Source organism: Streptomyces sp. NPDC057428, assembly GCF_042803195.1.
In the GTDB taxonomy this organism is placed as follows: Bacteria; Actinomycetota; Actinomycetes; order Streptomycetales; family Streptomycetaceae; genus Streptomyces.
The window spans coordinates 40,823-54,935 of sequence record NZ_JBHVCT010000041.1 but is presented as its reverse complement, the minus strand read 5'-3'; the positions used below and the strand labels follow the sequence as shown (position 1 = coordinate 54,935).

Here is a 14,113-nt window from a genome sequence, read left to right as displayed (position 1 = left end):
GCGGACCCTCTCCATCTCCTCAGGTGTCACACCTGACAGGACATCACAACGTACCTGACGACGATCAACCGGGGTAGCTAACAAAGCCCTACTAGATCCGAACGGACACCGCTTCCCGCGTACGCGCCCGCTCCGGCCGGACCGCCACCGGCCGCTGTTCACGTTCGATCATCCGGCGCAGCGGCCCGTTCCGGGCGGCCAGTGCGGCGTACGTGCCCTGCTGCACCACCCTCCCGGCGTCCAGCACGAGGACCTCGTCCACCTCCTCCAGTCCCGCCAGCCGGTGCGTGATGAGCACGGTCGTACGGCCCTCGGTCGCCGCGAGCAGATCCGCCGTCAGCGCGTCGGCCGTCTCCAGGTCGAGGTGCTCGGCGGGCTCGTCGAGCACGAGTACGGGGAAGTCCGCGAGCAAGGCGCGGGCCAGGGCCAGCCGTTGCCGCTGGCCGCCCGACAGCCGCGCCCCGTGTTCGCCCACCAGCGTGTCGAGGCCGTCGGGGAGTGACCCGGCCCAGTCGAGCAGACGGGCCCCGGCGAGCGCGTCCCGCAGCTGACCTTCCGTCGCCCCGGGGCGGGCGAGCCGCAGGTTCTCGCGGATGGAGCTGTCGAAGACATGTGCGTCCTGGGCACACAGCCCGACGAAGGAGCGGACCGTGTCGCCGTCCAGCGCCGTCGCCTCGACCCCACCGAGGCTGTAGGTCCCCTCCGTGGCGTCCAGGAAGCGCAGCAGCACCTGAGCGAGCGTCGTCTTCCCGGAACCGGACGGTCCCACGACGGCCACCCGCTTGCCGGGGAGCAGCGTCAGGCCGACCGAGTCCAGGGCGTCGCGATCCGCACCCTGGTAACGGGCCGACAACCCCCTTATGACGAGCGGGAACGGGGAGTCGGGCGCCTTCGTGGCTTCGGCGGGCTCCTCGACCGGCACGGGAGCGTCGAGCACCTCGAAGACGCGCTCCGCGCTCCGCTCGACACGCCTGCGGTACTGCACGGCGAGCGGGAGCCCCGCCACCGCCTCGAAGGCGGCGAGCGGGGTGAGGACGACGACGGCGAGCTCGACGCCCGCCAGACGCCCGTCCTGGACCGCGGGCAGCGCGACGATCGCCGACGCCACGACGGTGAGCCCGCAGATCAGGGCGGACAGCCCGCCGCCGAGCGCGGTCGCCGTCGCGGCCCGCGAGGCGATCCGGGTGTGCACGGCATCGGCCTTGCGCACCCGCTGCTTACGGTCGGGCAGCGCGCCCGCCACCGCCAGCTCCGCCGTCCCGCCGAGCAGGTCGGCGACACGGACGGACAGCTCGGCCCGCGCGGGCGCCAGTTGGCGCTCGGCGCGCCTGGCACAAGCGCCGCTCAGCCACGGCACTCCCACGCCGGCGAGGAGCAGCCCCGCCGCGAGCACGGCGCCCGCCCCGGGAAGCAGCCAGCCCGTGAACCCGACGGCGGCCGCTCCCACCGCGAGCGCGGTACCCACCGGCAGCAGCCAGCGAAGCCAGTAGTCCTGCAACGCGTCCACGTCGGCGACCAGACGGGACAGCAGGTCTCCCCGCCGGGTCGTCCGCAGGCCGGCGGGGGCGACGCGCTCGAGCCCGCGGTAGACGGCGACCCTCAGCTCCGCGAGCATCCTGAGGACCGCGTCATGGGCGACCAGCCGCTCGGCGTAGCGGAAGACGGCACGGCCGATACCGAACGCCCTGGTCGCGGTGACAGCGACCGCCAGATAGAGCACCGGGGGCTGCTCGGAGGCACGTGAGATCAGCCATCCGGAGACGGCCATGAGTCCCACCGACGACCCGACGGCGAGGCTGCCCAGCAGCATCGCCAGCCCGAGTTTGCGGTGCTGGGAGCCGGCTGCCCCCCGCACCCGGGCGAGCACCCGGCCGCCGGTCGTCGGCTCCGTGTCCTTCAGCAGCACGGGCTCCCCAGGCCGTCCGGCGCCGGACGCGGCCGGCGGACCGGAGGCGGCGGACGAGGCCGGCCGGTTGCGCGAACCCGACTCGGCGCCCACCGGCGCCCGCCCGGACACGCGCGGGGTCAGCGACACCACACGGTCCGCGACCGGGAGAAGCGCCGGACGGTGGACGACCAGCAGGACGGTGCGCCCCGCCGCCAGCCTCCGCACCGCGTCGACGATGCCCGCCTCGGTCTCGCCGTCCAGGCTCGCCGTCGGCTCGTCGAGCAGCAGCAGAGGCCGGTCGGCGAGGAACGCCCGTGCCAGGGCCAGGCGTTGCCGTTGGCCTGCGGAGAGGCCGGCGCCGTCCTCGCCCAGCCGCGTTTCCTGACCGTCGGGCAGCGCGGCGACGAAGTCGTACGCACCCGCATCGCGCAATGCCGCCGTGACCGCCTCGTCCTCCGCATCAGGTCGGGCAAGCCGCACGTTCTCGGCGATCGTCCCGGCGAACAGGTGCGGCCGCTGGGGGACCCAGGCGATCTGCTCGCGCCAGCGCTCGGCGGCGAGGGAGCGGAGGTCCGCTCCCCCGACCCGTACCCGGCCCTCGTCGGGTTCCGTGAAGCCGAGCACGACGCTGAGGAGCGTGGACTTGCCGGCCCCGCTGGGACCGACCAGGGCGACCGTCTCTCCCGGCTCGACAACGAGCGAAGCCGCGTCCAGCGAGGGCTCGGTGCGGCCCGGATGCCGGACCGTCACGTCCTCGAGCTCCAGCCGCAGCGACGCCGGGACATCCTGGGTGCCATCGGCCGCGGGCTCCGTCTCCAGCACCGCGAAGATCTCTTCCGCCGCCGAGAGCCCTTCCGCCGCCGCGTGGTACTGCGCGCCTACCTGCCGGATCGGCAGGTAGGCCTCCGGCGCCAGTATGAGAATGACCAGCCCCGTGTAGAGGCCGAGCTCGCCGTGGACGAGTCGGATCCCGATCGTCACCGCGACCAGCGCGACGGACAGAGTGGCCAGCAGCTCCAGGGCGAAGGAGGACAGGAAGGCGATCCGAAGGGTCTTCAGTGTCGCCGAGCGGTACTGAGCGGTGATCGTGCGGATCGACTCCGCCTGGGCCTTGGCCCGGCCGAAGACCTTCAGCGTCGGCAGGCCGGCGACCACGTCGAGGAAGTGCCCGGAGAGCCTGGACAGCAGCCGCCACTGGCGGTCCATCCGGGACTGGGTGGCCCATCCGATGAGAACCATGAAGAGCGGAATCAGCGGCAACGTCACCACGATGATCGCCGCCGAGACCCAGTCCTCGGTGACGATCCTGGCCAGCACCGCCATCGGAACCACGACTGTCAGCCCGAGTTGCGGGAGATAACGCGAAAAGTAGTCGTCGAGGGCATCGACGCCCCGGGTGGCCAGCGCCACCAGTGACCCGGTCCGCTGCCCGCCCAGCCAGTCGGGCCCCAGCTCCGCTGCCCGGTCCATGAGCCGGCCCCGCAGTTCGGACTTGACCGCGGCGCTCGCCCGGTGGGCGGCCAGTTCGGTCAGCCAGGCCACGAGCGCCCGCCCCAGGGCGACCGCGCCCAGCAGAAGCAGCGGCGTCCGGAGGCCGGCCGCGGTCAGCCCGTCCTCGAACCCGCCCACCACCACGTCGGCCACGAGCATGGCCTGGGCGATGACCAAGGCCGCACCGACCAGCCCGAGTGCCACCACGGCCGCCAGGAAGAAGCGGGTGGCGCGGGCGTAGTGAAGGAGGCGAGGGTCGATCGGTTTCACGTGAAACAGCTCCCCAGTGAGCTCGTGTCGTTCGCGTCAACGGGTTAGGTGCGCACGCGGGCTCAGTGCGCGTCGGCGATGTGGTGCGTACCGATGCGCTTGCGGAACACCCAGTACGTCCAGCCCTGGTACAGCAGCACCAAGGGCGTCGCGATACCCGCGCACCAGGTCATGATCTTCAGGGTGTACGGGCTGGACGAGGCGTTGGTGACCGTCAGGTTCCACGCGTCGTTCAGCGAGGACGGCATGACGTTCGGGAAGAGCGTCAGGAAGAGCATCGCCACCGCGGCCGCGATGGTCACGCCGGAGAAGGCGAAGGACCAGCCCTCCCGTCCCGCCCCGATGGCCGCGATGCCTGCGACCAGGGACACCACGGCGACGATCATGGCGATCAGGCTCCGGCCGTTGCCGTTCTCCGCCTGCGTCCACACGAGGAATCCCAGGGCGAGTACCGCCGTGACGAGACCCAGCTTGAGCGCCAGCCCGCGGGCCCGGGCCCGGATGTCTCCGACGGTCTTGAGCGCGGCGAACACCGCCCCGTGGAAGGTGAAGAGGAACAGCGTGACCAGTCCGCCCAGCAGGGCGTACGGATTGAGCAGGTCCCAGAGGTTGCCGACGTACTCCATGCCGGCATCGATCTTCACACCCCGGACGATGTTTCCGAAGGCCACGCCCCAGAGCACGGCCGGGATCAGCGAGGTCCAGAAGATCGCGTGCTCCCAGTTGGTCTGCCAGCGTTCCTCGGGCCGCTTCGCCCGGTACTCGAAGGCCACGCCCCGCACGATCAGGCAGACCAGAATGACCAGCAGCGGCAGGTAGAAGCCGGAGAACAGCGTGGCGTACCACTCCGGGAAGGCCGCGAAGGTCGCGCCGCCCGCGCTGAGCAGCCACACCTCGTTCCCGTCCCAGACCGGCCCGATCGTGTTGATCAGGACCCGGCGTTCCTTGCGGTCCCGGGCCAGCAGCTTGGTGAGGACCCCGATGCCGAAGTCGAATCCCTCCAGGAAGAAGTAGCCGGTCCACAGGACGGCTATGAGCACGAACCAGATGTCGTGGAGTTCCATCTCTCAGCTCCGCTTGCTCTCAGTAGGAGAAGGCCATCGGCCGGTCGGCGTCCTGGTCGTGGCCGCCGATCCGGGTGGGCGGATCGAGGTCGGCCTCGGTGAGTTCGGGCGGCCCGGCCTTCACGTACTTCAGGAGCAGCTTTACCTCGATGACCGCGAGGATCGCGTAGAGCGCCGTGAAGACGATCAGCGAGGTGATGACCTCGGCCTGCGAGACACCCGGGGAGACCGCGTCGCGGGTCTGGAACACCCCGTAGACCACCCAGGGCTGGCGCCCCGTCTCGGTGAAGATCCAGCCCCAGCTGTTGGCGATCAGCGGGAAGAGCATGGTCCACAGGGCCGTGATCCAGTAGAGCCTGGCAAGCTTCGGGCTCAGCGCCCTGTTCTTGAAGAGCACCAGGTTCGGTACCTCGTCCTCGCCGGTGCGCAGCGCCTCCGGGAGCATGAACCTCTTCCGTGTCAGCCACAGTCCCAGCAGGCCGAGGCTGAAGGAGGCCGTCCCGAAGCCGATCATCCAGCGGAAGCTCCAGAAGGCCACCGGGATGTTGGGCCGGTAGTCCCCCGGGCCGTACTTCTCCTGCTCCGCCTTGTTGATGTCGTTGATGCCGGGGACGTGCGAGGTGAAGGTGTCGTCCGCGAGGAAGGACAGGACCCCGGGGATCGAGACCTCGACGGTGTTGCGGCCCTCGGCGACGTCCCCCACCGCGAAGAGCGAGAAGGGCGCGCCCTTCTGGCCTTCCCACAGGGCTTCGGCAGCCGCCATCTTCATGGGCTGCTGCTTGAACATCACCTTGCCGAGCAAGTCGCCGCTCACCGAGGTGAGCAGGCCGGCGATCACCACGGTGACCAGTCCGAGGCGCAGCGAGGTGCGCATCACCGGGATGTGCCGCTTGCGCGCCAGGTGGAAGGCGGCGATACCGACCATGAAGGCGCCGCCCACGAGGAAGGCCGCCGTGATGGTGTGGAAGAACTGGGCGAGCGCGGTGTTCTGCGTGAGCACGTGCCAGAAGTCCGTGAGTTCGGCGCGGCCGCGTTCCTTGTTGATGCGGTAGCCCACCGGGTGCTGCATCCAGGAGTTGGCCGCCAGGATGAAGAACGTGGAGAGGACGGTGCCGAGGGAGACCATCCATATGCAGGCGAGGTGGATCTTCTTCGGCAGCTTGTCCCAGCCGAAGATCCACAGCCCGATGAAGGTGGACTCGAAGAAGAACGCGATCAGCGCCTCGAAGGCCAGCGGGGCACCGAACACGTCACCGACGAACCGCGAGTAGTCGGACCAGTTCATGCCGAACTGGAACTCCTGGACGATACCGGTGACCACGCCCATGGCTATGTTGATCAGGAAGAGCTTGCCCCAGAACTTGGTCGCCCTGAGGTACTTCTCGTTGTCCGTGCGCACCCAGGCGGTCTGCAGGCCGGCCGTGAGCGCGGCGAGAGAGATCGTCAGGGGGACGAACAGGAAGTGGTAGACGGTGGTGATGCCGAACTGCCATCGCGCCAGGGTCTCCGGTGCCAGAGCCAGGTCCAGGTTCACGCCGCTTCTCCTTACGTCGCCGCGGTCACAGCCGACCCCCTGTCCCATAAATCCACCCGATCACGGGAGGAAACGGGACGCGCTTGTGAACGCGTTCACATTCACAAGCAATTATGGCGCACATGTCTTCGAGTCCATCGCGCGGGGGGTCCCCTTCCGGCCACACCGGCCACACCGGCCACACCGGCCGCACCACCCGAAACCGGACAGGGACGCGACCCTCGGAGCGGACACTTCCCCGGGCAGGGAACACCGGTGGCCCCGGACCTCGACGATCGAGGTCCGGGGCCACCGGTGGCAGAGCGGGCTACGGCCACACCACCGCTACTGCGGGTCGTAGGACTCCGTCACCTTCAGGAAGACGTCGTTCGCCTCGGCCTCCCCGATCGTGATGCGCACACCCTCACCGGCGAACGGCCGCACGACCACTCCCGCCCGCTCACAGACGGCCGCGAAGTCGAGCGTGCGCTCGCCGAGCCGCAGCCAGACGAAGTTGGCGTGGGACTCGGGGACCGTCCAGCCCTGCCGCACGAGGCCGTCGTAGACCCGGGACCGCTCGCCCACGAGCGCTCCGACCCGGCCCAGCAGCTCACCCTCGGCGCGCAGCGAGGCGACGGCGGCGTCCTGGGCGACCTGGCTCACGCCGAACGGGACAGCCGTCTTGCGGAGCGCCGCCGCCACCGGCTCGTGGGCCACTGCGAAGCCGACCCGGAGACCTGCCAGGCCGTACGCCTTGGAGAAGGTCCTCAGCACCGCGACGTTGGGGCGGTCCCGGTAGATCTCTATGCCGTCCGGCACCTCGGCGTCCCGGATGAACTCCTTGTACGCCTCGTCGAGGACCACCAGGACATCGCTCGGAATCCGGTCGAGGAACCGTTCCAGCTCCGCCCTGCGGACCACGGTGCCGGTCGGATTGTTGGGATTGCAGACGAAGATCATCCGCGTGCGGTCGGTGACGGCGCCGGCCATGGCGTCCAGATCGTGCACGTCACCGGCGGTCAGCGGCACCTTGACCGAGGTCGCACCGCTGATCTGCGTGATGATCGGATACGCCTCGAACGAACGCCAGGCGTAGATGACCTCGTCACCCGGGCCCGACGTGGCCTGGAGCAGTTGCTGGGCGACCCCCACCGAACCCGTGCCGGTGGCCAGGTGCGAGACCGGCACGGCGTGACGGTCGGCCAGTTCGTTCATCAGGCCGGTGCACGCCATGTCCGGGTACCTGTTGAAACCGGCGGCCGCCGTGAGCACCGACTCCATCACTCCGGGCAATGGCGGATAGGGGTTCTCGTTGGAGGACAGCTTGAAGGCAACCGGTCCGTCGGCGGCCGCCGGCTTGCCCGGCACGTACGCAGGGACGCCGTCCAACTCGGCACGCAGCTTGGGGCTCGTCTCGCTCACCGCAGGTCCTCCTCGACCGTCCGTACACATCAATACTGCTCACCTTATGAGGATTGGGCATCCGTGCGAATGGCCCTGATGCGAAAACTCCACGGCCGACGGAACTGCCCTCCCGCGCGCGTTCCCGGGACTCCCTGCCAGGGGGGAGCATTCGGCGACCTGGCGCACGCCCGTCGCTCACTCCGTGGCGCGCATCCCTCGAACAGGTGAGTTGAGACCTCTTCGAGACCTGGGCCATTGGCCAGGTTCATGCGCGTCGATGCATGACACATTGACCAAAGGGACCCCAACGTCCTTACTTTGCAAGGCATTTACTGCCCTATGATCATGCAGAAACGTGCCTGCCAACGGGTGCATATGCGACCGGTCCAACCCGGCGTCCGAGCCCTACTATCGGCTCGCCATGACAGCAGCAGGGAAGCACCAGGTGAGCCGGACAGAGACGCCCCGGCGCAGCGGCCGGCCGGGACGGGCGGGTATCCGGGACGTAGCCGCGGCGGCCGGAGTCTCCATCACGACCGTGTCCGATGCGCTCAACGGCAAGGGCAGGCTTCCGGATGCCACCCGCCGCCATGTCCGCGAGGTCGCCGAACGGCTGGGCTACCGCCCGTCGGCCGCGGCCCGCACCCTCCGTACCGGCAGGTCGGGGCTCATCGGCCTGACCGTGACCACGTACGGGGATGAACCTTTCACCTTCACCGAGTTCGCGTACTTCGCGGAGATGGCGAGAGCCGCGACGTCGGCCGCGCTCGCCCGCGGTTACGCCCTGGTGATCCTTCCGGCGACCTCACGACACGACGTGTGGTCGAACGTCGCACTCGACGGCACGGTCGTCATCGACCCCTCCGACCAGGACCCGGTGGTCACCGAACTGGTGCGCCAAGGCCTCCCCGTCGTCTCCGACGGGCGGCCGGCGGGAACGCTGCCCGTCACGGCCTGGGTCGACAACGACCACCGGGCCGCGGTGCTCGACCTCCTCGACCACCTCGCGGCCGCCGGAGCCCGCCGCATCGGTCTGCTCACCGGCACGACCACCGACACGTACACCCGCCTGTCCACCACGGCCTATCTCCACTGGTGCCAGCGGGTCGGGCAGGATCCGGTCTACGAGTCCTACCCGGCCCACGACCCCTGTGCCGGGGCCGTCGCCGCCGATCGCCTCCTGGCCCGCCCCGACCGCCCCGACGCCGTCTACGGGCTCTTCGACCCCAACGGGACCGACCTGCTCGCCGCCGCTCGCCGGTACGGACTGCGCGTCCCCGAGGACCTCCTGCTGGTCTGCTGCAGCGAGTCCACCGTGTACGCCTCGACCGAGCCCCCCATCACCACGCTCTCCCTGAAGCCCCGCAGGATCGGCACGGCGGTCGTCCAACTCCTCATCGACGCCATCGAAGGGGTCGAGCACGACGGCCCGGTGGAACAGGTGATACCGACGGAACTCATCGTCCGGACCTCATCGCAGCGGCGGCCACCGCGCACCACGGTCAGCCCCCCACGGTCACCCGCCGGGGACTGATCGGATTAATCCGGACCAAATGGCCGGTGAACCGCGAGTGCGTCCGGATTCACCACCCCTGGTGCGTCACAGAGCACGATCCGCATTCCTATGATGGGCGCACGACACCGCGGACCACCTCTACCAGGCAGGGCCCGTCAGGTGTACGGCGGCGCGACGGTGGTGGAGGGGTCGATGACTCAGGGGGCCGGTCAGGAACCCGTGGTGCGGACAGCGACGTTGCGCGACTTCCGCGTACCGCCGTATGCACAGGCGCAGGCGCCTCTGCCGCATCCCGGTAGCGCCATGGTGGGCGACGAACCACCGGAGGGGTACACCCCCACCGAGCGCGATCTTCCCGTGATCAACCGTGGCGACACCTTCCAGGCCCAGGCCGTTCCGGACGCCCGCCCGGCCTCCGACACGGGACTCGGTCCCCTGTTCGTCGTCGGCGACGTCCACGGTTACCTGGACGAGCTCGTGGCAGCTCTCGGCGAGCAGGGCCTGGTCGACGCCGACGGCCGGTGGGCGGCAGGAAACGCACGGCTGTGGTTCCTCGGTGACTTCACGGACCGCGGCCCGGACGGGATCGGCGTCATCGACCTCGTCATGCGCCTCTCCGCGGAGGCCGCCGCGGCGGGCGGGTACTGCAAGGCCCTCATGGGCAACCACGAACTGCTGCTGATCGGCGCCAAGAGGTTCGGCGGCACTCCGGTGAACTCCGGCGCGGGCACCGCGACCTTCCAGGCCGCCTGGCTGCTCAACGGCGGCCAGAAGACGGACATGGAGCGGCTCCAGGACGTCCATCTCCAGTGGATGGCCCGGCTCGACGCGGTCGTCGAGGAGGACGGGCACCTGCTGATGCACTCCGACACGACGGCGTACCTCGACTACGGCTCCACCATCGAGGACGTCAACGACACCGTGCACGCCATTCTCACGCGGAACGACGCGGACGAGTGCTGGGACCTCTTCCGCAAGCTGACCAAGCGCTTCGCCTTCCGTGACGAGGGCGGGTCTCAGGCCGTCCGGGACCTCATGACGACGTACGGCGGCCGACGCGTCGTCCATGGCCACAGTCCCATTCCGTACCTGCTCGGCGAGGTCGGGTCGGAGGACGGCGAGGAGGTGGCCCGCCCGGTGGTCGAAGGGCCGCACGTCTACGCGGAAGGTCTGGCCATCGCCATGGACGGCGGCGTGACCATGGCCGGAAAGCTACTGGTCGTGCAACTCCCTCTGGACGACTGACGCTTCGCGGGGCAGACGCGCCACCACCTGACACCGTCGGCGACCGGGCCATTTCCGGAAACCCTCTGTCACCACACGCCGTACGCGCTCTACCATCGGCGTATCAGTAGCAGGCTCTCCTCCGTTTCCGCCCGATCGCCCGGCCCACGCGACGATCAGGCCCTACGGAGCATCGGGGGATGCACATGAATAGCGCTCCGCACCTGCTGGCCGAGGACCGCCCCGAATACGAGCGGATCCTTGCCGACGCGCTGCGTCATGCTCACGAACGCCCCGACCTGGACGGGGTCGGCGACCGCCTCAACACGGAACAGCTCCGGACGATGGCGTTCAACGCCACGGCTCTGATCACCGACGCGGCCGCCGCCGAGTACGACCACTACGTCAAGGTCCGCGGCGAACTGCGCGGCCCCGTCGAACCGGCGGACACCGGCACCGTCCTCGGACCCGCCGCGGACGAAGCACACCCCGAGGGCGCGGGAACCCTCGCGGTGATAGCGGTCCTGGCCCCCGTCCTCGCGGGTACGGCAGCGCTCATCTTCCTGCTGGTCGGCTACCTGTTGAAGGCGGTCAGCTCCGCCGCCTTCGCCGGCCCGATGGTCGCGGCGGGCTGGTTCTTCGCGGCCGTCGCGGCCTTCGCCGTCCTCGCCGCCGCGATCGGGCTGCTCGTCACCGCACTGCGCAACGGCGCCACCGCGCTGCCCGCCGTGGACGACGAGGAGGAGCTGCCCGAGGAGGTGGCACGTGCCAGGGAGGCCTGGCGCCACGCCCTCCTGGAGCGCGGCATCCTTCCCTTCCTGCGGGACGCGCTGGCCGACCCGACCGCGGGCGCCGCCGCCCGTACACCGCACCGCTCGGTCCACCGCATGCCGAAGATCGGCTACAGCAGACCGGACTTCGCCGGGCCCGAGGACGGCCCGTCAGCGGGCCCACGCCCCACCTTCACGAGCCCGGACTTCACCAGCCCCGACTTCGGCGGGCCTGAACACCGGCCGGAGTGATCCGGCACCGGGCGGCTCCGTGAGGCCACCCGGGCGCACACGGCAGAGGCCGGGGCGGCTCGCTGCCGCCCCGGCCTCTCAACTGCTGTGCGGGTACCCGGCTCAGCCGGTGCGACCCGTCGTCCGCGAAGTTCAGACGGCCTGCGGGGCCAGCTTCGGGTTGGCACCGTACTCGTTGACCTCACCCGTACCCTCGAGGCACGCGAAGACGAGCAGGACGATGCCGCCGAAGGGGACGAACCCGAGCAGGAGCCACCAGCCGGACCGGCCCGTGTCGTGCAGACGACGGACGAAGACGGCCAGGGTCGGGACGAGCACGGCGACGATGTAGATGAAGTAAGGGATCTGCGAGTCGATGACCGCGCCGAGCGCCACCAGCACCGCTGCCGCGATGAAGTTGAACAGCGTGTACATCCAGTACTCCTTGCGGCGTGCACGCCCGCTGAAGCCCGCGTAGTTCTTGAGCACTGCCAGGTACCAGTTCATTGTGCTTTCCCTCCCCTGGCGTCCCCCGTTCGGGACGCACATTTTTTCGGCCAAGCACAGCGGAACGTAAGGCACAGATAAGTACACGGTCAAGCACAGGCGAACTTCCGCCGAAACGTACATCTACCTGCCGCATTACCGTGTCCTTATCGACTCCGAACACATACTGAAACGGCGTCATGAAGGTACCCAGTAGCGTAAATCGGCCACAGAGAACACCTTTCGGCACCTATACGCACAACCTGATGAGCAGCCCGACGGCACCGTCGAGAGCCCGGATTTCCCCGGATGATGGTGCGGCCGGGCGCGGGCGCGTGGGCCCGGCGGAAAGGTCCGCCGGGCCCCGGGGTCCGGCTCAGTCCGCGAGCGGCAGATAGACCCTGTTGCCGGCCGCGGCGAACTCCTTGGACTTCTCCGCCATCCCCGCCTCGATCTCGGCCTGCTGGTCCCCGTGCTCCCGCCAGATGTCGTGCGGGATCTTCATCGAACACAACTTAACCAGAAACACGACATGTTAAATTGCCAGCAAACGAGCCGAAGGCAGCAGCAAGGGGGCACCGTGGCCACACGGGATGAAGTAGTCAACAGGCTTCGAGGGGTGCCAGCCGACCTGCCGTCAGTGGCCGAAGTCCAGGCAACGCTTGCGGCCGACCCATCTCTCAAGTGCGTCGTCTGCTACGCACGAATCTCCTTCGACGGACGCGCCAAGGATGCCCACGGCATCGAGGACCAGCACCGCGAGCTGGCCGCGAAGGCGAAAGGACTCGGCTGGCTGGTCGTCTACCGATATACGGACAACGACAAGAGCGCCAGCAAAGAGGAAGTCATTCGTGACGACTTCGAGCAGATGCTGGTGGACTTGACCACGGGGCGCACGCCGGAGGGGTACCCGGTCCACGGCGTCATGGCGATCAACGATGACCGGCTGTACCGACGCCCAGGTGACTGGGAACGCTATCTCCGCGCCTTCACGGTCCAGCCGGAGCGGGTGTACTACGACTCCAACGGACTCCAGGACCTGTATGCCGAAGGGTTCGAGGTCAAGGGCCTGGTAGGTGTCGCGATGTCACTCGCCGAGACGAGGAAGAAGCAACGCCGCAGCCGGAGCAGTCACCACAACCGCGCGATCCGAGGCCAGTCGGTTTCCGCATGGCGCCCGTTCGGCTGGGACGACGACAAGATCACGCTACGCCCGGCGGAAGCGGCCGCCATTCGCAAGGCCGTCAAGGACGTGGTGGCGGGAGCGTCGGTGAGTGAGATCACGACGCAGTGGAAGGAGGCGAAGTTCCTCACCAGCAGAGGTAACGCCTTCCAGTACGCGACCGTGAAGCAGGTGCTGCTGAACGCCCGGCTCTGCGGATACCGCGAGATCAAGGGCGAGCTGGTCCGCGGTGAAGACGGGCAACCCATCGTCGGCGAGTGGCAAGCCGTGGTCACTCCCAAGGAGTGGTTCGCAGTGGTCTCCACGATCCGAGCACGGGGACGCGGAACCGGACAGCCGCGAGGCGGTCTCGTTCACAAGTACCTGCTCACCGGCATCCTCCGGTGCGGCAGCGTCGCGGACGACGGGAGCGCCTGCAACAACAAGATGATCGGCATCAAGTCGAACGACTGGCTCACCTACCGGCACGCCTACATGTGTAAGAAAACCGTCGATGGTGGATGCAACAAGACGTACAAGCGCGGCGACGAGACCGACAAGCACATAGAGCGACTGGTCCGAGCAAAGCTCAAGAAAGACGCGGCAGCCGCAGCCAAGGATGTCCCCGACTGGACGAGGGGCGACGAACTAGAGGCTGCCCTTCGCAGGCGGAAGGCGTTGGAGCAGCGGTGGCAGACGGGCCAGATCGATGACGAGACGTTCTTCCGAAACCTCCCCGCGCTGGACGCGCTCGTGAAGGAGCTGCGCGCCGACGAGGCCAGTCATCTGGCGTTGGTCGTGGCAGCCGAGGCGGCCACGTCCGACATAGATGTCGAGTGGCAGGGAAAGACGCTCACCCAGAGGCGCGAGATGATCAAGGGCGCCTTGCACGCCATCATCGCGGAGCCCGGCGGAAAAGGCCGGAAGCCATTCGATGTAAACCAGCTCAAACCGGTGTGGCGCTCTTCCGAGTGAGAGAGACACCAAGGATCTCCCCGATCCGGTGGAGCTGTGCGTCACCCAGAGGCGGCGCATCGCTCAGACACCGTTCAATCCATCGGTCAACGGCGTCTTCCTCGCACGTCATCGAGGTC

The 14,113-nt window shown here is 68.8% G+C and carries 10 protein-coding genes; 4 read left to right on the top strand and 6 right to left on the bottom strand.

Annotated elements, in window-relative coordinates; genetic code table 11:
• Positions 1-91: 91 nt before the first annotated feature.
• The 4 genes from cydD to hisC all read right to left on the bottom strand — a co-directional run bounded on the left by cydD (position 92) and on the right by hisC (position 7,648).
• A complete protein-coding gene (cydD, locus tag ACFU5K_RS17930) occupies positions 92-3,649 on the bottom strand; it encodes a thiol reductant ABC exporter subunit CydD (RefSeq protein WP_384062343.1) in 3,558 nt (1,185 codons plus the stop codon).
• A 62-nt stretch (positions 3,650-3,711) separates the two neighbouring features.
• Positions 3,712-4,713, bottom strand: coding sequence for a cytochrome d ubiquinol oxidase subunit II (gene cydB, locus ACFU5K_RS17925; RefSeq protein WP_384062341.1), 1,002 nt, complete (start codon positions 4,711-4,713; stop codon positions 3,712-3,714).
• 19 nt (positions 4,714-4,732) lie between these two features.
• A complete protein-coding gene (locus ACFU5K_RS17920) occupies positions 4,733-6,241 on the bottom strand; it encodes a cytochrome ubiquinol oxidase subunit I (RefSeq protein WP_384062355.1) in 1,509 nt (502 codons plus the stop codon).
• A gap of 330 nt (positions 6,242-6,571) precedes the next feature.
• Positions 6,572-7,648 (bottom strand): histidinol-phosphate transaminase, encoded by a 1,077-nt coding sequence (gene hisC / locus ACFU5K_RS17915; RefSeq protein WP_384062338.1) that lies wholly within the window; start codon positions 7,646-7,648, stop codon positions 6,572-6,574.
• Between the two features lie 403 nt (positions 7,649-8,051).
• Between hisC and ACFU5K_RS17910 the strand changes: the two genes are divergently transcribed.
• The 3 genes from ACFU5K_RS17910 (at position 8,052) to ACFU5K_RS17900 (ending at position 11,392) form a co-directional block, all read left to right on the top strand.
• The gene (locus ACFU5K_RS17910; protein ID WP_384062336.1) at positions 8,052-9,164 is read left to right on the top strand and encodes a LacI family DNA-binding transcriptional regulator; all 1,113 of its coding nucleotides are present in this window, start codon (positions 8,052-8,054) and stop codon (positions 9,162-9,164) included.
• Between the two features lie 174 nt (positions 9,165-9,338).
• Positions 9,339-10,391: a metallophosphoesterase gene (locus ACFU5K_RS17905; protein ID WP_384062334.1), complete on the top strand. Its 1,053-nt coding sequence runs from the start codon at positions 9,339-9,341 to the stop codon at positions 10,389-10,391.
• A gap of 179 nt (positions 10,392-10,570) precedes the next feature.
• Positions 10,571-11,392 (top strand): hypothetical protein, encoded by an 822-nt coding sequence (locus ACFU5K_RS17900; RefSeq protein ID WP_384062332.1) that lies wholly within the window; start codon positions 10,571-10,573, stop codon positions 11,390-11,392.
• A 132-nt stretch (positions 11,393-11,524) separates the two neighbouring features.
• Here the strand turns inward: ACFU5K_RS17900 and ACFU5K_RS17895 are convergent, their stop codons facing one another.
• Positions 11,525-11,878 (bottom strand): DUF805 domain-containing protein, encoded by a 354-nt coding sequence (locus ACFU5K_RS17895; protein ID WP_384062329.1) that lies wholly within the window; start codon positions 11,876-11,878, stop codon positions 11,525-11,527.
• Between the two features lie 355 nt (positions 11,879-12,233).
• On the bottom strand, positions 12,234-12,362 hold the full coding sequence (locus ACFU5K_RS17890; protein ID WP_384062357.1) for a hypothetical protein: 129 nt from the start codon (positions 12,360-12,362) through the stop codon (positions 12,234-12,236).
• A 114-nt stretch (positions 12,363-12,476) separates the two neighbouring features.
• Here ACFU5K_RS17890 and ACFU5K_RS17885 point away from each other — a divergent pair, with 114 nt between their 5' ends.
• The gene (locus ACFU5K_RS17885) at positions 12,477-13,994 is read left to right on the top strand and encodes a recombinase family protein (RefSeq protein ID WP_384062327.1); all 1,518 of its coding nucleotides are present in this window, start codon (positions 12,477-12,479) and stop codon (positions 13,992-13,994) included.
• Positions 13,995-14,113 lie beyond the last annotated feature (119 nt).